This window comes from Shewanella sp. QJM3NY_23 (genome assembly GCF_056173105.1).
In genome coordinates, this window is the sequence record NZ_CM149657.1 from 2553455 (window position 1) to 2575609 (window position 22155).

17 protein-coding genes and 1 pseudogene are annotated in these 22155 nt (G+C 48.2%); 5 read left to right on the forward strand and 13 right to left on the reverse strand.

Going from position 1 to position 22155, the window contains the following annotated elements; all coding sequences use genetic code 11:
* Positions 1–856: 856 nt before the first annotated feature.
* From AC0VXX_RS11445 to AC0VXX_RS11460, 4 genes and pseudogenes are all read right to left on the reverse strand, one after another.
* Positions 857–1968 (reverse strand): IS3 family transposase gene (locus AC0VXX_RS11445; RefSeq protein WP_475514335.1). Its coding sequence is split into 2 segments (ribosomal slippage): positions 857–1707 and positions 1707–1968, totalling 1113 coding nucleotides; the frame shifts between segments, so codons are not numbered across the junction.
* A gap of 73 nt (positions 1969–2041) precedes the next feature.
* Positions 2042–2443 (reverse strand): annotated as a pseudogene (locus AC0VXX_RS11450) (IS91 family transposase); the annotation flags it as partial.
* Positions 2440–2721 (reverse strand): tyrosine-type recombinase/integrase, encoded by a 282-nt coding sequence (locus tag AC0VXX_RS11455; protein WP_475514336.1) that lies wholly within the window; start codon positions 2719–2721, stop codon positions 2440–2442. The gene AC0VXX_RS11455 and the pseudogene AC0VXX_RS11450, both read right to left, overlap by 4 nt.
* Before the next feature lie 496 nt (positions 2722–3217).
* Positions 3218–3625 (reverse strand): hypothetical protein, encoded by a 408-nt coding sequence (locus AC0VXX_RS11460; protein ID WP_475514337.1) that lies wholly within the window; start codon positions 3623–3625, stop codon positions 3218–3220.
* A 293-nt stretch (positions 3626–3918) separates the two neighbouring features.
* Here AC0VXX_RS11460 and AC0VXX_RS11465 point away from each other — a divergent pair, with 293 nt between their 5' ends.
* From AC0VXX_RS11465 to panP, 3 genes are all read left to right on the forward strand, one after another.
* Positions 3919–5277, forward strand: a complete 1359-nt coding sequence (locus AC0VXX_RS11465) for a GntP family permease (protein ID WP_475514338.1) — start codon at positions 3919–3921, stop codon at positions 5275–5277.
* Between the two features lie 123 nt (positions 5278–5400).
* On the forward strand, positions 5401–6588 hold the full coding sequence (locus AC0VXX_RS11470) for a glycerate kinase (RefSeq protein ID WP_475514339.1): 1188 nt from the start codon (positions 5401–5403) through the stop codon (positions 6586–6588).
* 167 nt (positions 6589–6755) lie between these two features.
* Positions 6756–8399 (forward strand): pyridoxal-dependent aspartate 1-decarboxylase PanP, encoded by a 1644-nt coding sequence (panP, locus tag AC0VXX_RS11475; RefSeq protein WP_475517007.1) that lies wholly within the window; start codon positions 6756–6758, stop codon positions 8397–8399.
* A gap of 41 nt (positions 8400–8440) precedes the next feature.
* On the opposite strand, the gene AC0VXX_RS11480 is transcribed toward panP, so the two are convergent.
* The 3 genes from AC0VXX_RS11480 to AC0VXX_RS11490 all read right to left on the reverse strand — a co-directional run bounded on the left by AC0VXX_RS11480 (position 8441) and on the right by AC0VXX_RS11490 (position 11850).
* Positions 8441–8848, reverse strand: a complete 408-nt coding sequence (locus AC0VXX_RS11480) for a thiol-disulfide oxidoreductase DCC family protein (protein WP_475514340.1) — start codon at positions 8846–8848, stop codon at positions 8441–8443.
* 139 nt (positions 8849–8987) lie between these two features.
* Positions 8988–9452 (reverse strand): GyrI-like domain-containing protein, encoded by a 465-nt coding sequence (locus AC0VXX_RS11485; protein WP_475514341.1) that lies wholly within the window; start codon positions 9450–9452, stop codon positions 8988–8990.
* 295 nt (positions 9453–9747) lie between these two features.
* On the reverse strand, positions 9748–11850 hold the full coding sequence (locus AC0VXX_RS11490; protein WP_475514342.1) for an amidohydrolase: 2103 nt from the start codon (positions 11848–11850) through the stop codon (positions 9748–9750).
* A 191-nt stretch (positions 11851–12041) separates the two neighbouring features.
* Between AC0VXX_RS11490 and AC0VXX_RS11495 the strand changes: the two genes are divergently transcribed.
* Positions 12042–12689 carry a TetR/AcrR family transcriptional regulator gene (locus AC0VXX_RS11495; RefSeq protein ID WP_475514343.1) on the forward strand — a complete coding sequence of 216 codons (648 nt, stop codon included), beginning with the start codon at positions 12042–12044 and terminating at the stop codon, positions 12687–12689.
* A gap of 407 nt (positions 12690–13096) precedes the next feature.
* On the opposite strand, the gene AC0VXX_RS11500 is transcribed toward AC0VXX_RS11495, so the two are convergent.
* From AC0VXX_RS11500 to AC0VXX_RS11510, 3 genes are all read right to left on the reverse strand, one after another.
* On the reverse strand, positions 13097–14857 hold the full coding sequence (locus AC0VXX_RS11500) for a phospho-sugar mutase (protein ID WP_475514344.1): 1761 nt from the start codon (positions 14855–14857) through the stop codon (positions 13097–13099).
* Between the two features lie 212 nt (positions 14858–15069).
* On the reverse strand, positions 15070–15831 hold the full coding sequence (gene hdhA, locus AC0VXX_RS11505) for a 7-alpha-hydroxysteroid dehydrogenase (protein WP_475514345.1): 762 nt from the start codon (positions 15829–15831) through the stop codon (positions 15070–15072).
* Between the two features lie 246 nt (positions 15832–16077).
* Positions 16078–17037: a sensor domain-containing diguanylate cyclase gene (locus tag AC0VXX_RS11510; RefSeq protein ID WP_475514346.1), complete on the reverse strand. Its 960-nt coding sequence runs from the start codon at positions 17035–17037 to the stop codon at positions 16078–16080.
* A 398-nt stretch (positions 17038–17435) separates the two neighbouring features.
* Between AC0VXX_RS11510 and AC0VXX_RS11515 the strand changes: the two genes are divergently transcribed.
* Positions 17436–18284, forward strand: a complete 849-nt coding sequence (locus tag AC0VXX_RS11515; RefSeq protein ID WP_475514347.1) for an RluA family pseudouridine synthase — start codon at positions 17436–17438, stop codon at positions 18282–18284.
* 59 nt (positions 18285–18343) lie between these two features.
* Here AC0VXX_RS11515 and AC0VXX_RS11520 read toward each other — a convergent pair whose 3' ends face one another.
* From AC0VXX_RS11520 to metA, 3 genes are all read right to left on the reverse strand, one after another.
* Entirely contained in the window at positions 18344–20305 is a 1962-nt protein-coding gene (locus AC0VXX_RS11520; protein ID WP_475514348.1) for a monovalent cation:proton antiporter-2 (CPA2) family protein, read from the reverse strand.
* Positions 20305–20928, reverse strand: a complete 624-nt coding sequence (locus AC0VXX_RS11525) for an NAD(P)H-dependent oxidoreductase (protein WP_475514349.1) — start codon at positions 20926–20928, stop codon at positions 20305–20307. Before AC0VXX_RS11525 ends, AC0VXX_RS11520 begins: the two co-directional genes overlap by 1 nt.
* Before the next feature lie 245 nt (positions 20929–21173).
* Entirely contained in the window at positions 21174–22115 is a 942-nt protein-coding gene (gene metA, locus AC0VXX_RS11530; RefSeq protein WP_475514350.1) for a homoserine O-succinyltransferase MetA, read from the reverse strand.
* Positions 22116–22155: the final 40 nt, after the last annotated feature.

Consider the following 22155-nt stretch of genomic DNA (forward strand, 5'->3'; position numbering starts at 1 on the left):
GCGGTTTCATCCCTGCCATCAACGTCCACAGCCCTATCTACACAGGGTTATTCTGTCTCTTCGATTTAGCTTCACTTGATACGAATAATGAGTAAAAAGCTAACTCGATTCTGCCCCAAAGTGTGCTGGCCTTGGAATGAAGGTATGGCATTTTTTTAAGTTTGGTTGAGCAGCATTATGCTGAATTTTCATTTATTGATGTGCTTTGAAGACGCACCTTAATAGCCTGCGGCGGTGATGTATATGGATATACGAATGTCGTGATCACATGGATGTGACGGAACGACCTAATGTGCAGATACTGCTTCGGGGCGCTTTGCGCCGTCCATGGCCGCTTAACGAAAACGTCCCTGTTTTCGATACCCTCAGCCGCATCTACACTGGGTTATTCTGTCTCTTCGATTTAGCTCCACTTGATACGAATAATGAGTAAAAAGCTAACGTGCTTTTGCCCCAAAGTGTGCTGGTCTTGGAATGAAGAACGATGACATTTGTTTGAGTAGCGGCTGGCTGTATTTTCATTTATTGAAAGTGTTTGAAGGGCGAACCTTCACTGTTATTAATCGCCTGTCCGGCGGGGAATGTGCAAGCGCTCTTTTGGCTCGCCGCAAGCACGTCCGTGTGGGCTCTGCGAAATCATCCATGATTTCGAAGGCCAAAACCGCGCTTACACCTCTACCTAACGCCTCTTCGATTGGACTTCATTTGATACGACTAGTGAGTTAAAGGCTAAGAAGCTTTTGCCCCAAAGTTTGTTACCTTCGAATGAAGGTTTGACATTTTTTGGCTTAGTAGCGTTGGGCTACACTCTCATTTATTGAAAGTCTTTGAAGGTCACACTGTAAACCTCCCTCTTTTAGTTCCACTTAAAACTAGAGCTTTCTCCCTGTTTCTTGTTCGCCAAATATTCCCACGGTGTGAGATCTCCTAGTGAGTCATGTGGTCGCTCTTCGTTATACTCATTCATCCAGTTATCAGTAATTTCACGTACCTCCCTCAGGCTCTTAAACAGGTACATATCCAGAACTTCTGTTCGATATGTGCGATTAAAGCGTTCGATATACGAATTCTGAGTCGGCTTGCCAGGTTTTATATGTTCCAGTTGTACTCGATTCCGCTCAGCCCAATCAGCCAAAGCCAGAGAGATAAACTCAGGACCATTATCCATACGCAGCTTTTGTGGCATACCACGCCAGGCTATTATTCGTTCTAGCACTCTGATAACGCGTTGAGCTGGGAGGCTTAAATCAACTTCGATAGCCAGTATTTCCCGGTTAAAATCATCGATGACATTAAACGTTCGGAAGCGATGGCCGCAGTGTAAACTGTCACACATAAAGTCCATCGACCAACATTGATTCATTGCCTCTGGAACCGCTAACGGTGCCGGATTGCGATTCGGCAGGCGCTTCTTGCCCTTACGACGGAGGTTCAATTTAAGCTCGCAATACACACGGTAAACACGTTTATGGTTCCATGACTTTCCCTTGCGTTTAAGCACTTTAAACAGCTTGCCAAACCCATATGCGGGGTGTTTCTCTGCATACTCCTGAAGTGCGGCAATAACATGGTTATCCCGACTCTTATCAGGCTGATAACGGTATACAGATGGACTGATGCCAACTACGCGGCAGGCTAGACGTATACTGGTTTGGTGCACACTGCGCACATACTCAACCAGCTCGCGCCTGACCGCTGGCTTCAGAGCTTTTTTTCGACGAGATCTTTGAGGATTTTATGTTCCAAACTGATGTCTGCAAACATCTGCTTTAGGCGTCGATTTTCATCTTCCAGCTCGCGTAAGCGCTTAATGTCTGAGGCATCCATACCACCGTACTTACTCTTCCAGTTGTAATAGGTTGCATCTGAAACACCATATTCGCGGCAGACTTCCTTGATCAGGCGACCACCTTCGACTTCTTTCAGGATCTTAATTATCTGAGTTTCGGTATAGCGTGATTTCTTCATTGTCGTTCTCCTTGAGGTTTCAGTGTACCGGGAGAGCTCTAATTATGCATGGGACTATTTTAGGGGAGGGTTACAGTGATTTTGAGTTGTGTGCAAAGTCTTTAAGTACACAGGCCGCTACTGAAAACATAGCTTGATAGATCAGCTCAGGTTGATGTTTTGCAATGACTCGAAGCTCAAAAGGTAAAGTGAACGTCACCATGTAATACTCAACGGGCAATAACTTAGTCTGTTGTTTAGCTAGCCAATCTGCTGTGGTGTTGTGCTGGCATTGAGGGCAGCTCCGGTGACCACATGAGAGTGGATAATCAGTGGTATGAGTACAACTCTGACATGCCCAATGACTCGTGCGTTCAGTATTGGTGCGGCAGCTGAGCATCGAATAAATGGCTTGTCGCATCGCGGTTGTTATCTGTTGCTCGTATGCCTGATTAAACGCATCAAGATGAGCATGTAAAATATCGACGAACTTCATACGCCACACTCCCATTTCAGCGCTAAACCATCCGTCAGCAGGTTAATTGCTTCGACCGTGTTCTTGCGAGTGATCTGGGTAAGTCGTGTATAGCGTGCAGTAGTATTTAGGCTGTTATGGCCGAGCAGACTTTGAACAGAGCGCAGATCTAATCCTTGTTCTAGCAAGTGAGTGGCATAGCTGTGGCGTAGATTATGCGGGCTGATAGATTTATGAATATTGCACTCAGTAATCACTTTTTTTAGTGCTTTCTGGATGCCGCCTTTGTCCAAAAACAATTTAGCTTTTAACGGCTATGTGGATACCAATGACGGCTAAATCGAAGAGAGTGATAAGTCGGTGTAGGTATGGCGGTGGGGGTTGGTGGCATGGATGCCACCGTCGAGCGTATAGGGATATACTTGCAGCGCCCCACCGAAATACCTGCACGAAAGGCCTGCGGCAGGCAATTCAAAATGATGAAGGTTAACGCTACCATCAGCGATGTAAAAACCAACTCAGCCAAATGCAAAAGCCAAAAATGCCAACACCTTCATTCGAAGGCAAACACACTTTTGTCCAAAAACAATTTAGCTTTTGATTGCCCGAGTGACACTAGTAAGGTCAAATCGAAGAGATTAAGAACTCGGTGTAGGTGCGGCTGTGACCTTCCGTGACATGGATGTCACGGCAGAGCCTACAGGGATTGTACTTGCGGCGTGTCACAGAAGCACCTGCACGAATAGCCTGCGGCAAGCAATTCAAAATGATGAAGGTTAACGCTACCATCGTTAACTAAAAACCAATCACGCAAAATGCCTCAACCTTCATTCGAAGGCCAACACACTTTTGTCCAAAAACAATTTTGCTTTTAACTGTTTTGTAGATACCAATTACGGCTAAATCGAAGAGAGTGATAAGTCGGTGTAGGTATGGCGGTGGGGGGGTGGTGGCATGGCCGCTCTTTGACATCCATGTCACTACGGCATTTGTGAATCCATTCACATCAGATGCCACCGTCGAGCTTATAGGGATATACTTGCAGCGCCCCACCGAAATACCTGCACGAAAGGCCTGCGGCAAGCAATTGGTTGCCATAATGGTTAACGCTACCATCAATAAATAAAAACTAACTCGACTAAATGCTACCAGCCAAAAAAAGCCAATAGCTTCATTCGAAGGCCTGCATTCTTTCATATCCATGTGATCACGACATTTGCGTATCAGTGAAATAAAAACAAATCAACAAAATGCCACAAGCAAAAAAGCGCAATATGGTCATAGCTAGCACACCAAAGCGCCAAAATATGTGCATCCGCACAAAATAGTCTTATAAATCCCTTAAAAATTCATCAAGTTTGCCGAAGCCTGATTATCTTTTTGTGCGGATAATAGCCGAAGCCTGAAATACCTTAGCCCTCACTTTAGGTGGTGCTGACTAAGCGGGTCATTGTTCGAACAATCAAATAAATATAACCCAAATACAGGGACACCCTATGAGCCTAGTACTGATCTTGCTCGCCGTGATCGCGTTTATCGTTATCGCCACGTCGAAATTTAAATTACATCCGTTTTTAACCCTTATTCTCGCGTCATTTATCGCTGCATTTGCCTACGGGCTACCAAGTGCTGATATTGCCAAAACCATCACCTCTGGCTTTGGTGGCATCTTAGGCTATATCGGCCTAGTGATTGTATTAGGTACCATTATTGGCACCATCTTAGAAAAAAGTGGCGCAGCTATCACCATGGCTGACGTGGTCATTAAGGTGCTGGGGCAACGCTTTCCCACCCTCACCATGTCGATCATAGGTTACTTGGTATCGATACCGGTATTTTGTGACTCAGGCTTTGTGATCTTAAACTCGCTGAAACAATCGATGGCCAATCGTATGAAGGTCTCAAGCGTGTCGATGAGTGTCGCCTTAGCCACCGGCCTGTATGCCACCCATACCTTTGTGCCGCCAACACCAGGGCCTATCGCGGCTGCGGGTAATTTAGGGCTCGAATCAAATCTTGGATTGGTGATTGGTGTCGGTATTGTTGTCGCTGCCGTTGCCGCTTTTGCTGGCATGTTGTGGGCCAACCGTTTTGCCAATGTTGAGCCCGACGGTGAAGGCGCACAAGAGCTTAAAGAGAGTGTCGACGATTTCGATAGCTTAAAAGCCGCTTACGGTAAACTGCCTAGCCCAAGCAAAGCCTTTGCACCTATCTTCGTGCCGATTCTGTTAATCTGTTTAGGTTCTATTGCTAAGTTTCCGTCACAGCCTTTAGGCGATGCTAATCTCTTTGCTGTACTAACCTTCTTAGGCCAACCGGTGAACGCCTTGATGATTGGCTTAATGTTGTCGCTGGCGTTACTTAAAAGTGATAATCGCATCAAAGAATTTAGCGAGCGGATCAGCCATGGCTTAGTTGTCGCCGCGCCGATTTTGCTGATCACCGGTGCTGGCGGCGCATTTGGCGCGGTATTGAAAGCCACCGAAATTGGTAACTTCCTTGGCAGTTCATTGTCGGCTCTGGGCATTGGCATCTTTATGCCCTTTATTGTTGCTGCGGCGCTCAAGTCGGCGCAAGGCTCATCCACCGTCGCCTTAGTGGCCACCTCGGCTATGGTCGCGCCTATGCTTGGCGATATTGGTTTAGCAAGCGAAATGGGCCGGGTGTTGACCGTCATGGCTATTGGTGCAGGCGCCATGACAGTATCCCATGCCAACGACAGCTTCTTTTGGGTCGTCACCCAGTTTAGCCGAATGAGCGTTAAGCAAGCCTATAAAGCGCAGACAATGGCTACTTTAATTCAAGGCGTTACCGCAATGCTCTTAGTGTATCTGCTGAGTCTTGTGCTGCTGTAAACAGTAAAAATTGGCATGTGCCTCAGCCATTAACTGAGGTCCATGCCGCTTATTACGCAAGATGGGCGCTCCATTTTACGCCCACGGCTTGTCACTCCCATTTTTAGATCACTGGATGTTTCAATGAAGATAGTTATTGCGCCCGATTCGTATAAAGAAAGCTTGAGCGCCATGGAAGTTGCTACCGAAATTGAACGTGGATTTCGCCAAGTGCTGCCCAATGCTAACTATATAAAAGTGCCAGTGGCCGACGGCGGCGAAGGGACGGTGCAATCTATGGTTGATGCCACAGGGGGGAAGCTTGTCACCTTGGCGGTTGTTGGCCCACTTGGCAATCGCGTCGAGGCTCACTATGGCATCTTAGGCCAACAGCGCCACGCTCTCGATAACAGCGCCAATAACATTGCCGCTAAACAGGCTCACACCGCCATCATTGAAATGGCATCGGCATCTGGGCTACACCATGTACCCATTGAGCAGCGTAACCCACAGCTCACCACCAGTTATGGCACAGGCCAGTTGATCCGCCATGCGCTCGATGCAGGCATTAACCATATCATTATCGGCCTTGGCGGCAGCGCCACTAACGATGGCGGCGCCGGCATGTTACAGGCCTTGGGCGCTAAGCTTATCGACCATAACGGTAACGAGATTGCCGTTGGCGGTGCTGCGCTCGCCACTCTAGAGCATATCGATATCAGCGGACTCGACCCACGCTTAAGTCATTGCCATATTGAGGTGGCTTGTGATGTCGACAATCCGCTGTGCGGCGATAAAGGCGCATCTGCCATTTTTGGCCCACAAAAAGGGGCGAGTCAGGCTATGGTCTTACAGCTCGATCAGGCGCTGGCTCATTTTGCCGACATCACTCGCGCCGCCGGACTGGCCGAATGCCGCGACATAGCTGGCGCTGGGGCTGCTGGCGGCATGGGCTTTGCGGTACTGGCTTACCTTAAGGGGGAACTCAAACCCGGTATCGATATCGTGATGCAAACCGTTAATTTAGCTGAAATCATTCGCGGCGCCGATCTGGTGATCACAGGTGAAGGCCGACTCGACAGCCAAACCCTGCATGGCAAAACCCCCATGGGCGTCGCTCGTGAAGCCAATAAACAGGGGATTCCTGTCATTGCCATTGCTGGCTGCGTGAGTGATGATGCCAATGTGCTGCTCAATCATGGCTTTTGCGCGCTCTTTTCTATCACCCCAAGGGCGATGCCGCTTAACCAAGTGCTGGCCAGCGCCAAACATAATTTATACTCCACCTCGGTGAGCATTGCCGCGCTTTATAATACCAATCGCACTCGTTAACCTTATGAGGGTAAAGGGATCGGCTCAATCCCTTTACCCTGATAAACAGCGGCCATTTAACTTTTCCCCTTGATGCGTTATAAAGCTTACAGTAAAGTGAGCTCCCATTTTTGACTGACCACGCCCCAGCAATAAGGGAGCGGGTCACAGTGAAGCGATGCACCTTGATGACATCTAAACAGACACGACAAGCAACGGCCTCTGAAGCAGCATTACTGCGTATTTTCACCTTGCCAGAAGCCCCCCACTCGACCTTGAGTCAGATTGAAAAAAATCTCTCTGAAAATCTCATGGGGTTCTTAAAAGAAAATATTGTCGCCGTCGAAAAACCCTTAACTGAAATCGAGAAAGATTTTCAGGCGCACCAAATTCCCGCATCACCGAGCTTTGTGTCCGATTACGCCGAGCAGATGATGCAAACCTTAATTGCTCACAGCGTGCACACCTCGGCGCCAAGCTTTATCGGCCATATGACCTCGGCACTGCCCTACTTTGTGCTGCCGCTATCGAAGATGATGGTGGGGCTTAATCAAAACCTCGTCAAAATTGAAACCTCAAAAGCCTTTACACCGTTAGAGCGCCAAGTACTGGGCATGATGCACCATATGGTGTATGGCCAAGATGATGATTTTTATGATAATTGGATGCACAGCGCCAACCATTCGCTGGGGGCCTTTTGCTCTGGTGGAACTGTGGCGAATATTACTGCGCTGTGGATTGCCCGTAACCGCTTGTTAAAAGCCGATGGGGATTTTCGCGGCGTCACCGCCAGCGGCTTACTGAGTGCGCTGCGCCATTATGGCTATGATGACTTAGCCATTTTGGTGTCGACTCGTGGCCATTACTCGCTCGGCAAAGCCGCCGATCTCTTAGGTATCGGCCGCGATAACATTATTCACATCCCCTGCGCTAAAGATAACAAGGTCGATGTGGCTAAGATGCGCGCCGCAGCGAATGAGCTCAAGACACGTAATATCAAGGTGATGGCGATTGTAGGGGTGGCTGGCACCACAGAAACCGGCAATATCGACCCCTTAAACGCCCTTGCCGATTTAGCCGCAGAGCTGGAGTGTCATTTTCATGTGGACGCCGCATGGGGCGGCGCGAGCTTATTATCCAACAAATATCGTCACCTACTAGCCGGAATTGAGCGCGCCGACTCGGTCACCATCGATGCCCATAAACAGATGTATGTGCCTATGGGCGCAGGCATGGTGCTGTTTAAAGATCCTCAGCTGGCTAATGCCATTAAGCACCACGCCGAATACATTTTACGTAAAGGCTCAAAAGATTTAGGTAGCCAGACGCTGGAGGGCTCTCGCCCTGGAATGGCGATGTTAGTGCACGCCTGCCTGCAGGTGATTGGCCGCGACGGCTATGAGATTTTGATAAACAATAGCCTAGAAAAGGCGCGCGACTTTGCCGAGCTGATTAAGCAGCAAGCGGATTTTCAGTTGGTGTCGGCACCCGAACTATGCCTGCTCACCTATCGTTATGTACCCGCTACAGTGCAGCGTTTGCTTAAACAGGCGGTGCTCGATAACGACCTTAGCAAGGTAAGCCAAATAAACGGTTTACTCGACGGCCTGACTAAATTTATACAAAAACGCCAGCGCGAACAGGGGAAATCGTTCGTGTCGCGCACCCGAATCACGCCAGAAGATAACCTTGAGCTCACCTCGGTGGTGTTTAGAGTCGTACTAGCTAACCCGTTAACCGGACATGATATTCTACAGCAGGTACTTGAGGAGCAACGCGAAATTGCCCAGCAAGATAACCCATTCTTACCGCAGCTATTAGCCTTAAGCTAAACCGGATATAAGCCCTATCTTATCTCCAACTAACAGCCGCTTCACTCAACGAAGCGGCTTTGGGTGTCATCATCGGGGAGCAAACAGAGCGGGCGCTGGCCAAATAAGCGGTAACGATAGCGCGCTACTAAATCATATATCCCATCACGCAACCATAAAGGCAGCCACCGCCCATAACGTAGCAGCGGCCAGTAACCCGCTAATAATTGGGCAATTTCAATCGCCGCCTCACTCTTGATATATACCCTATCATGTTGAAATAGATACACAGTGTCATGCTGCAATAATGTCGCATCACTTTGCGCCAGTATTGCCTGCGCGGCAGCGCTTTGCAGAGCGCAAAATCGAAACTGTTTGTGTGGATCGCGCACGATAATAAAAGTCACCGCGCCGTGACATAAATTACAACGTCCATCAAACATCACTAGCGGCTGCAGATGCGTCATCATGCTTACATCACCTTACTGATCTTAATCATCTTAATCATCTTAATCATTGTGCTCACTTTGCTCATGTCTCCGCAGTGGAGGGTGAGCCTATCTATACAACATCAAAACCGTTAGCCGCATCGAGATAAACGAAAAAGAGTTACACCTCAACATGGACACCGATATATATATCGACACTCTCACCTGAGGTATAACATTCAAAATCGGTCAGGTACTGGCGTTGATAAGGACAAGTTGCGGCGGCAAAATACGCCCAAATCTGTTGCCAGAGCTTAAATACAGTATGAGGCATTTCGCCCTTGGCACTAAAGCAGAGGTAATTGCCAGCGGCTAAGGTAACCTTAGTAAGCGCTGTATTGGTCAGCGAAGTGGGCAATGCCTCATTAGCAACCGCCGCCATAACGCTAAACTCACTGTTCATGTCCGATTGATAATCATAATACACCCCATAGAGCGGCTGATGGCCGAGGTGCTCGCCATATTGCGCCATAAACGCTTGCCACATAGGCGCAATTTTTTGAGTTTGACTGTCGGCCTCTGCCGCATTGGTGGTGCGAATGCTTAAGCCACTCACTTGCTGCGCCGCCCGTGTCACTGTTTTCATCTCAACTCCTGTCTCAGTCTCTGTCTTATCAGCCTAAGCCTTGGCTTAGCCATTGACGCTTATCTTTCTTAACTATTGGTGCGTAGTGATGACTCGCTGTTGTCGATAAACAAGCAACAAACACCCTGCAATGCCTGCACGCTACATCTGCGTGATTCATCATAGGGTAGTCACCTGAATATAGATATATAGGGATAAGGAAAGTTAAGCCGTCTTAAACTGGCACAGCGTATAAGTAAAAAAGCGCTATGTTAATAAAACCCTAAAGTTTATCAACATAGCGCTTACTCATTGCCTACTCATTGCTGGCGGCTTGATAAACCACTTCGCCATCAAAGACCGTTGTCAGTACCTGAGTGTCATACACACCATAAATCGCCTCAGGATCGTCGCTTTCAGCCAGCTCAACAATGTTACGGTCAATAATCACCAGATCCGCTCTTTTACCCACTTCGATTGAGCCAACAATGTCATCTTGGCGCAGCGCCTTGGCACCATTAATGGTATAAGCGGCGATCATTTGATGCACATTGAGCACCTGACTGGCATTGAGTGAATAGAGTTCATCGCCAATAAAATCGTTGCGCGTCATTCCCGTCGCCATATGTGAAAATGGCACTGGTTCTCTGGTATCAACCGGTGCATCACTCCCGGCAATTAATACCGCTCCCGCATCTTTTGTAGTCTTAGTTGGATACGTCGCCTGTATGTAGTAGTTGTTTTCATCGAACAAGGTGGCAGGTTCAAGATTATCTAGCTCATCTAAAAATGGCATCACACTTAAGTCATATAAGTAATCAGGGATAGCCCAACCATAAGTGAAAGCCAAGTAAATACCCAGCTCACCTAAGCGTTGCTGATCGTCCGGGTGCACCACCTGAAGATGGGCTATGGTATGGGGCAAATTACTCGAACTATTTTTGGTTTTAGCGATTTCAATAGCATCGATGCCAGAGCGAACCGCGCCATCTCCCACCGCATGCATGTGCACCACAAAATCAGCGGCATCCAATTCAGTGACAAAGGTATTTAAGAAATTAATGGGCGCGATATGATTCTCATTAAACAGAAAGGTGTCACCGCTGGCCGCTAATGTTTCGCCTTTTTCTTTGGCACATTGAGTGGGATGATAAGAGTAGATCGCCATAAACGCGGCGACCTCAGCCGTATCATTATAATCATCAGGCTGACTTCTCACGGCCTTACACTGATCACTTTCTAAGTCGACATATCCCTCTAATGTCACAATACCATCAGACAGTTGACTCAAATTAACAATGGGCTGTTTAAAATCGTCAATCATCACCGATGTGGGTAAGGTCGGTGGCACTTCAATCAGGCTGCCCTCCTGCACTCCGTCAATCATGATCTTAACCGCATCCGCTTTGATGTAGGGATAGCTTGTTACACTTTCACGCACCGCTTTCACGTCAGCGATCAAGCCTGCGTAGTTCACCACACCAGCATTGATATTCTCAGCGACACTGTATTTTTGCGCTGCTGTGAGCCTAAAAGTCATGTTGCCGTCATCGGCGAGCTGTTTATACAGGGCTAATTCATCGGGTCCAACCCAAGCATCTTGCACCGATGTAATGCCATACTTATTAAGCTTTTGCGCTATTTTTGGCAGCTCTTCAGGGTTCTGTTGCAACGGATAGAGAAAATTAGGCACGCCCACGAGATGCAGCGCCGATTCCGACAAATTACCATTAGGGTTGCCCGCCGCATCCACACCAACAAACGGCGCATATTGGCTAAATTCACCTTTGAGAGTCTCTTTATTTAAGCCAACCACTTCGCCCTTATCGTTTTTCACCTTTGCCAGCGCAAAGCTATTAGCGGCGCCCGTGTGGCCATCGGGGCCAGCAAGGTAAACCGCTTGTGTCGTTGAGATAGCATCGAGCGCGGCAACCAAATTCTTATAGTTCGCCGTCGGCTCGTTGCCAACATAGGAGTTCCACTGCAAGGCAAATATGAGCTCATCATCGCCATATTGATACTGCGCCTTACAGCCATTAAGTGCGGCAACTAATCCGTCTAAATCCATCTCTTCCACACCGAGATCACACATATCAACATCGACAATGCCGGTTGGATGAATATGGGCATCATGCAGCCCAGGTAACATCATTTTATTTTCTAACTCATTGATCTTTGTCTCATCGCCAATAAACGCTTGGACTCCTGCAGTATCGCCCACATAGATGATCTCTCCCGCCTTTATCGCTATCGACTGGGCAACGGATTGATTCCTATCGGCAGTATAGATGTAACCGTTTTGGTAAATGGTATCGGCAACCACTTGGCTATCATTGCTTTGCTCTGTGTCATCGCTTCCACATCCCGTCATCAAACAAAGCGTTGTCGCAGCTAACAGTGTTTTAACTAATTGCATCATTTCTCCTTATATTTAATTTCAGCAATTACTGAAATAAACTATAGGATCATGGTCAAATATCAAGCAGTAAATTCAATATTTTTTACAAAAGGATAACAAACCTTCATTTTGTTCAGTTTTTAAAACAGCGATTAACTTTAGAAAGCGTCTGATTTTTCTGATAAAGTATCTTTTTTAATGGGGGTTTAACATTGATTGAATTGCCAGTGCCAACACGCTTGCAATTACGTAAGCAGCCAAAACAAAAGCGCACCTTGGCGCTATTAGAAAAGGTGATCCAAAGTACCCAAACTTTGGTGCAACAGTATGGTTATCATGCTGTAAATACTAATGCGATCGCCCAGCACGCAAACATTGATATAAAGTCTCTGTATGAGTTTTTCCCCAATAAAGAGTCGATCCTTTATCTCATCGCCGACAGGTGGCTATTGTCACTTAGGCAAATGTGCCTCGATTTTGAATCAGAGCCCTATATGCAACTGCAATGGCGGGATTATTTCTATCAAATTTTAATCCGTTGTCGAGCCGATGGGCATTACGAAACCAACTATCACTCTTTACAAGGATTGTGGGAGCTGATCCCAGAGTTTACCGCTCTAGATGATTTTCATAGAGAGTTCTTAATTGCATTCCATATCAGGCAGTTTCGTCGCTTTGGTGCCACGGGATCGGATGAAGAGTTAACTATGCTATGTCTATTTTTAATGGGGATGGAAGATGGTGTTGGCTTGGCGTTTGCGCACCTTGACCCAAAACAGTCAAAGCAACTTTGGCAGCTGCAATACGATACCTATTGCTTTCATTTAGAGCGTATTTTACCTAACTCATCAAGCACATAATCTGGGGTAAATTCACCTGACAAAAGTGTATTATCAAAGGTAATTTAAGCCCTGCTCTGGGCTTAATTCACTTAGGCTTAACTCACAGGGATGACTGTCTCGTTTTATTGGCCTAGCCTTGATAAACCTAAGCTTTATTCAGATAGTTTCGTTGAAATAGCTTTTGATAACCTCACTATATTAAACGGCTTTATTGAGCCGCTTTATTGAATTAGCCACTGAATTAGGTGGCCTATTCGATCATTTCAGTCTTGTTTTGCTATTGCATTAGGTGCATTAAGGGCCGGACATTAGCCCGTCGCCTAAATGATAAAAGCCACCGTTCATCTTCGGTGGCTTCAACTGACGCTAAGCAACTAAGTTAATGTCCCGCTTCATTAACTGACCTTATTTATCAGCCACGTCAGTTACCTCAACTTCGATAGCTCAGCTTGATGCACGCTGATAATATCATCCATATGAGCCTGCGCTCTCTGCTGGGCACTTAGTAAATCATCATCTGCCGTCATAGACTCGACCACCTCGTAATAACATTTTACCTTAGGTTCGGTGCCTGATGGGCGAACAATGACCCTAGCGCCATCGTCGAGCTGATAAATAAGCACATCACTGCGGGGCAAGTCTATAACCTCCTCTTGACCATCAGCAAAGTAACGCTTGCCAAGGCTAATATCATCGGTTGATACCACGGCTCTGCCGGCAACCTTACGCGGTGCTAACGCCCTTAACTGCTCACCAATAGTCGGGCCGCCCACCTTACTCTGATCTAGGGCAATACTGACCTGTTGATTAAGATAAAATCCGTGCTGACGATAGATAGCTTCGAGCCTGTCCCAAAGGGTTTGCCCTTGGGCGGCGAGCTCAGCGGTTAATTGAGCAAAGGCCACTAAGGCCGATAAACCATCTTTATCCCACACCATGCTGCCTATGGTGTAGCCCAGCGCTTCTTCATAAGCAAACAAAAACTGGTTGTCTGCCGTTTGCTTAGCCATACCCACGTTGGTTAACCATTTAAAGCCGGTTAAGGTGGTTTCGCACACACCATTCATCGCCGCACTCACCTTAGATAACAAACTGGATGAAACTATGGTGCGGCAAGTAAGCCTTTGATTATCTTCGGCATGAGACAGTAAATAATGCCCTAACAACACCCCCACTTGATCGCCTGTGAGCATTTGATACGCCTCAGCTGCCGTCATAGTGGCAGAGGCATCGGGCTTTCTTACCGCCACCGCAAAGCGGTCGGCGTCGGGATCGTTGGCGCACGCTAACATGGCATTATGTTGGTGCGCTTCGGCCATCACCAAATCCATCGCCCCAGCTTCTTCAGGGTTAGGAAAATTCACCGTCGGGAAATCGCCATCCGGCTCACGCTGCGCAGCCACCGAATACACCTGAGTAAAGCCAGCATCTTTGAGCACAGTTTCCGCCATCTCAGCGCCGACGCCATGCATGGCGGTATAAGCTAGGCTCACTAATGTGGGTTGGGTATGGTTTTGCAATACTTTGGCCTGTTTAATGCCATTGCGGTAAGCCTGATAAAAATCGTCGCCGAGCATCATCAACAGCTCGCTTGCCAGCGCATCTTGAGTCGGCATTAATGACACTCGCTGCTGAGCAGCCTGTTCGATACGCGCCGCAATACCTGTGTCGTGCGGCGGAATAATTTGTGCGCCATTGCCCCAGTAGACTTTGTAACCATTGTATTGTGGCGGATTGTGGCTCGCGGTGACCACTATGCCCGCAGTCGCCTTAAGGTGCAGCACACCAAACGCCACTAAGGGCGTGGGAGCAACATGTTCGGTGAGATAAACCTTAACCCCAGCACTGGTCAACACGGCTGCGGCATCTTGAGCAAACTGCTTAGAATCATGGCGACCATCATAGCCGATTATCACGCCACGACTGGGGGCATCTTTGACCTGCGCTTTTAGGTATTCGGCCACCCCTTTGGAGGTTTGTTGAACCACTAAGCGGTTCATTCGCATCGGTCCTGCCCCAACCACACCACGGATCCCTGCGGTACCAAAGGTCAATCGCCCACTAAAACGCTGTTCAAGCTCACGATGTTCACCGTTATCGAGCATGGCTTGGATCTCGGCGTGGCTTGCGGGATCGCCATCGAGCCCTAACCAATGATGAATTTTTGCCTGTAAATGTGCATCCATAATAACCTCCCTTTTCACCTATTCATCCGCTGCGCGAATGCTGACAATGACGATTAACAGTAAGCCGCTGCACACCAGAGAACAAGTGAATTTGCATTAAGCTTACTATACGCAGTTACGCTATCAAACGTTCATTACAGGCTGCTATCACACGCTCATGATTTAAGCCTGTGGTAGCAACATCCCAAATGGCTAATGGCTCAAGTCAGTGCCTAATCCAGCTCCTGTACTCCGCCACCACTGATTGTTAACACTTGGCCACTCACCCAACTGGCCGCCCCAGAACAGAGGTAAAGGGCGCCATAAGCGATGTCACGGGTCTCGCCTAAGCGCGCCAATGGGGTATGTTTAAGCATAGTCTGCTCGATTTCTGGCGTTAGCACGCTGGCTAAGGCATCTGTCTTAATGGCGCCAGGGGCAATAGCATTAACCCTAATACCTTTGGGGCCCAAATCGAAAGCGATGTTACGCGTCAGATGGCTCAGCGCCGCTTTGGATGAACCATAGGCCGCCATATTGATATTTTTATTCTCGGCCGACATCGAAGAGATATTCAAAATGGCGCCACCATGGGCCGCCTCCATATGGGGTGCGCATAGCTGGCACAATCTAAATACTGAAAATACGTTAAGCTGATACGCTCGGTTAAACTCATCCATCGACATATCAAATGGTTTGGGGCCGCCACCACCGGCATTATTAACCAGCAAGGTGATTTTACCGAAAGCGGCTAGGGCCTTGTCGACTAACTCGGTTAGGGCGGTTTCATCGGTGACATCACACCCAACTGCGATGGCTTTGCCTCCGGCAGCGATGATCTCTTGTGCGACATCGGCCGCAGCTTGCTCTTTAAGATCGCTCACCACTACAGCCGCGCCGGCCTGCGCAAATAACTGCGCAATCGCTCGGCCAATACCAGCGCCAGCACCGGTCACAATCGCTACTTGGTTGTCGAGTTTAAATGCATCTAGCATGGATAAGTCTCCCTTATATCGTTAATCTAAAAAGTCACCGCACACCTTATCTTGCGCGCCTACATATCTTGCGCGCCTACAAAGGTGCAGTTAAGTTTGCATGTGATGATTTGCATATAATAATTTATTAAACAGTTGGTTAGCACATTAGGGGAATTTGGCGGCAATCACAATCCCTGTATCCAAAGCACGTCCAGGGGACAATACGACATAGGCACATAATGCTCCTCCTTGAGCCAATACTTATCACGCTGTGAGCACAACACAGTTTTTACCGGCACGCTTAGCACGGTATAAAGCTGCATCGGCACGCTTGAGACTATCTTGATAACCGCGGTCACTTATGGCCATACTCGCCACGCCAATACTGACCGATGCCGATAATCCAGCCACCGCAAGTTGCTCAAATCGCGCAAGGGCACATTGACGTAACCGCTCGGCAAATGCCAAAGCTTGCTCTGCGGTCAGGCAGGGTAAGGCCAATACAAATTCATCACCGCCAAAACGATAAACACTGTCTGTTTTTCGACATTGCACGCGGCAAATATCCGCCATGGCGACAATGATATCGTCTCCCATATGGTGGCCTAAGGTATCGTTTATCGCCTTTAGATTATCGAGATCGAGCATCAAAATGCTGCAAGGCATACAATGGCGAGCCCATTGTTCATAATGCTGACTTACATCTTGCTCCAGCCTACGCCGATTAAATAACCCTGTCAGTTGGTCTGTATCGCTATACTCTCGCAGTTGCTGCTCCATTTCATGCCGCTTAGAAATGTTACTCGCCACCCACAGCACCACACGCTCACCTTCTATAGTAAAATCCAGCGGTTGAATACGGCCCTCAAACCAAATGGGCTGCTCTGGCCCATCGTCTGATTCACCCAATACGTCTTTATCGGATAGCTCATACTCTTCAATTAATAATTTATTGGATTGTAATGCTTGGGTAATTTTATCGAGGAACCACTGTGCCTTTTCGGCAGAAATAAGATTGCTGAGGTGTAAGCCGACCAGTGCTGAGCCGTCGTGGTAGTAGCGTGAATCGTTGCCACCAAATACACCGAGGTATTTACCACTTTGTGACAAAATAAACGTAGGATCGGGCAAGGCCTTTAACACCGCATCCATGTGTTCAATGCGCACCGCATTCACCGCATGGGCTGTGGGATGGGGATTAAGTAGTGACTCGGGTAGATGCATGGTTTATGTCCCTCGAACAATTGAGGAATCCCGTGCAAGCATTACGCTTTCTCACCCAATAGACCAGCTATTATGGCCAATGAGGTGGCACTTTCATCCTGAAATTGTGCTCATATTTAGATTACGTTTTTCACAACATAACAACAAGACAATTTAACCTTTAATAATTGATCTAACGCCTATTTTATGCCTAAAAATAAAATCGATTATGCCCAACGCGATCAATGCTAAGCGATCTTGGGTATTCAACCGCTAATAAAACGCTTATCTAAACATTCAACCACACTAACGGCCCCTTTTTGACCTAAAACAAGGCCGATATCAGCCTCTCATGCTTGGCAAAAATAGTGTAAACTCGCCGATACAGCAGCTGCAACCATCAATAAATAGTCTAATCCATGACCCAAAGCAAATCTGAATATCACCTTACTATTACTCAACCCGATGACGATGCCGTCAGCCTCTTGGCGGCGCACAGCGGATTGTCTAAACAGGCCATTAAGCAGGCCATGGTAAAAGGCGCAGTGTGGCTAAGCCGTGGAAAATATACCCAGCGACTACGGCGGGCAAAAAAAGCGCTCAAGGTGGGCGATACATTACACCTCTATTATCATCCAGAGGTATTGGCACAAACGGTTGCCGATGCGCAGCTTATTGTCGACAAAGGCCAATACAGTATCTGGTATAAGCCTTACGCCATGCTCTGCCAAGGCTCGAAATGGAGCGATCACACCACGATTAATCGTTTTGTCGAAACCCACCTTACCCCCCAACGCCCGGCTTTTATTGTGCACCGACTCGACCGCGCCGCCACAGGCTTAGTGATCATCGGCCACAGTAAAACCACCACGGCGGCACTGGCGGCGCAATTTGAACATCGGCAGCTTAATAAGCAATATCGCGTCATAGTCAAAGGCGAATTTCCCAAGCAGCGCCAAACCATAGACACAGATGTCGATGGTAAAATGGCGCGCTCGCACGCCGAGCTTATCGAATACGATGCCCAGCATGATCGCTCGCTGGTGCAGGTAACCATTGAAACGGGGCGTAAACACCAGATCCGTATCCATATGGCCAGCATAGGTTATCCCGTAGTGGGCGACAGGCAACATGGCGATGCCGTTGCGGGCGATCCTAATCTGCAATTAACCGCCTGCTTTCTCGACTTTACCTGTCCGCTAACCCAAGAAAAGCTGCATATTGCCCTGCCCGAACACCTACAACCTCAGCTTGCCGCGCTCGATTAACCTTTAATCACAGCGCGGCTCAAGTGAGCACAGGGAACATCTCGCAGCCTCGGCGGCCGTTAAGGCGTGATATCGGCTTTAGCCGCCGCAGTGTCGATAGGCTCATCGCCTTCAAGTACCTCGTCGTAGCCTTTAGGCGGCGGTGTCCAGCCACGTTCACTGTTAGAATGCTTGTCACTTCTATCTCGCGTCATCGCAGTTTTAATGGTCTCTTCCAGCTCAATAAATAATTTGCGATAGTTATTGTCGAATCGCTCACCTGAGCTGTCATCACACCAAGCTTGATAGAGGATATCGGAACTGCGTTTTTCGATGCGCTTAAAGGTGTTTTTTTGCTGCTCAACGTGAAAGGGATGAAACCCTAAACATTTCATCGCATCGGCCCCTAACTCTAACGCCGATAATAGGGTCTCCTTTTGGATAAAATCCGCGCCCGCGCGGCGCAGCATATAAGCATGTCCACGGTCGAAGGCCCGCGCTAAGATCTTCACTTTAGGGTAAGCATGTTTAACGTATTTGACTAACTCGGTCGCACTTTCGGGGTTGTCCATCGACACCACTAGCAGTGAGGCCTCTTCAATTCCTGCGGTGTGCAGCAGATCGGGGCGAGTGGCATCGCCAAAATAGCTTTTAACATTAATACTGCGCAGAATATCCACTTGGCTTATCTGATGATCGAGCACCACAGTGTTAACCCCGTTGGCCGTCAATAACCGGTTCACCACCTGACCAAAACGCCCGACACCAGCGATAATAACCGGGCCTTGCTCCTCAATAACATCGGCCTCTCGGGCGTCAGGCGCGGCGCGGTAACGGGGTAAAATGAGCTTTTCAAAGGCGATAAATAGTCCGGGTGTAAGGAACATACTCAGCGCCACCACCAGCAATAATGTTTGGGCTAAGTCGGTTGGCAATACATTATTTTGTACTGAATAGCTCACCAACACGAAACCAAACTCCCCCGCTTGGGCTAGGCTCAAGGCAAATAGCCAGCGATCGCTTTTTCTAATCTTAAACAGCAGGCTCAGCAGCAGTAATACTAAGACTTTGAGCAGCATCAAGCCTAATGTCATCAAGACAATGACACCTAACTCTTGCCACAACCAAGCAAAATTCACTCCCGCGCCTACGGTGATAAAAAATAAACCTAATAACAGGCCTTTAAAAGGCTCGATACTCGACTCTAGCTCATGGCGGAACTCACTGTTGGCTAATACTACGCCGGCTAAAAAGGCCCCTAAAGCCGGCGATAACCCCACGAGACTCATCATCGCCGCAATGCCGATAACCAACATCAGCGCGGTGGCGGTGAATATCTCTCTTAAGCCTGAACTGGCGACAAAACGAAACAGCGGCCGGCTCAAGTAATGGCCGCCAATCACCAACAGGGCGATGGCCCCGGTTATCACCAAGGCGTAAGCCCAACCGGGTAAGCCAGCAACTAGGCTCACCTCTTGATGTTGCTGCGCAGCAGTACTGGCCAATTGTTGCGCTTTATCCACCAACTCAGGCAACGCCAATAATGGGATAAAGGCCAGCATGGGGATCACCGCGATATCTTGAAACAGCAACACCGAAAACGCACTGCGGCCACCGTCGGTTTTCCCAAGCCCTTTCTCATTGAAGGTTTGCAACACAATGGCGGTAGACGATAGGGTAAACACTAGGCCTATGGTCAAAGCGATGGTCCATTGCACTTTAAAATAGAGCGCAATCGCCATCACGGCAGCGGCCGTCAACACCACTTGCAAACCGCCCAGCCCCATTAAGCGATGACGCATCGCCCACAACATTTTGGGCTCGAGTTCTAACCCCACCACAAACAGCATCATCACCACACCAAACTCGGCAAAATGCTGAATAACCCCGGCCTCTTCGCCCACGAGCCCAACCACAGGGCCAATAACCACACCGGCTATGAGGTACCCCAGCACCGACCCTAAGCCAAAACGTTTGGCTAAGGGCACGGCAATCACCGCTGCCACTAAATAGATAAACGCCTGTAGAAAATAGCCTGTCATCACCTCTCCCCCTCGATAATGGTGTCCAAGTGATGATTTAAACAATCTAGCTTAGCCGCCTGATGCACATTAACCCTGTCTTCAACCAAGGCCTTAAGCAGGCGTTGCCATTGCTGCATATGGCGCATCATAAAGTCATCTTCAATAGCGGTTCGGGCACCAAACAGCACCAGAGGCGCTAGATAATGCATGCCGGTTAAGCTGGCGGTCTGCTCTAGTGGTGCCAACAACTGCCGCACAGTGAAATGGTTATAACCTTGGACTTGATAAGCATCTTCCTTACCACCAGCGCTGAGGGCGCAAAAAAAGGTTTTCCCCTTTAACTCAGTGCCATCGGCGCCATAAGCAAAGCCGTATTCAAGCACTAAATCTTGCCACTCTTTTAAAATGGCTGGGGTCGAATACCAGTACAGTGGAAATTGAAAAATAACAATATCGTGCTCAATCAATCGTTGTTGCTCGCGCTCAATATCAATATCGAAGGTGGGATATTCACCATAGAGATCAACGGCGGTCACGCCATCAATGGCCCTTGCCGCCTTAAATAGTGGCAGATTCACTTCAGAGCGATGCTGGGAAGGATGGGCAAGCAAGAGTAAAACACGTTTGTGAGTCGTCGACATGAGCGTCCTATAGGAGGCGGTATGACGCAATTGCCTTGCAATATTATCGCGTCAAAGGTCTAAATAAAATAGCCTGTAACGCCTTGAGTCTCAAGCACAGTAACGAGAAAGTTGCCGCCTAAAAATGGCGAGGTCAACCGCCATGCTGGCCTATTAATCCAGCCATAACTCTGAGCCGCATTGGCAAGTGTTAATGACAAAATACGCGCCCAGACAAACTCCTGCTATCGAGGCCGTCATCACGCTTACCTTGATTCCCATGGCGTAATGCCACTCATATCTTCAAGATTGTAGGGGGTCAACTGATAAACATAGTAGTTAAGCCAATTACTGACCAGCAGGCTACCGTGACCATGCCAGCGGGCGACGGGTTCTTGGTTTGGATCGTCGCCGCGATAATAATTTTGCGGAATGTCGGGATTAAGTCCAGCGTTTAAATCGCGCTGATACTCCTCATTCAAGGTCGACTTTTGGTATTCGGGGTGGCCCATCACAAACAGATTACGGTTACTGCGACTGAGCACCATATAGGCGCCCGCCTCATCCGATTCGGTCAGCACTTGCAACTCAGGATGTTGCTTTAATTGCTCAACATTCATCTCGGCAAAGCGCGAATGGGGCGCAAAAAACTCCTCATCGAAGCCGCGCAGCAGCGGAAAATGAATCGACGTACGCTGGTGACAAAATACCCCAGAGCGCTTTTTATCCAGCAATTGGCGTTGTAAACCATATAGATGATAGAGCGCAGCATGGGCGGCCCAACATAAAAACAATACCGAGGTAACATGAGCTTGAGACCAGTCGATGATCTCGCAAATATGCTCCCAGTAGATAACATCTTCAAACTCTACCTGCCCGAGGGGGGCACCGGTAATGATTAAGCCATCGTAATTTTTATGGCGCACATCTTCAAAATCGCGATAAAAGTTATTCATATGATCGATAGAAGTATGCTTGGACGCTTTGTCATGAATACGCAGCAGATCGACATCGACTTGTAGCGGCGTGTTGCCCAGCAGGCGCAGCAGTTGGGTTTCGGTTTCAATTTTGTTGGGCATCAGATTTAAGATCAGCACCTTCATGGGTCTGATATCTTGATTCGCCGCCCGGGTTTCAGACATGACGAAAATATTTTCTGATTCAAGGATCTCTGCCGCTGGCAGATTATCAGGAATTTTTACCGGCATAGCGCGCCTCTTTCAATCTTGTTAAGCACACTTAAAGGTG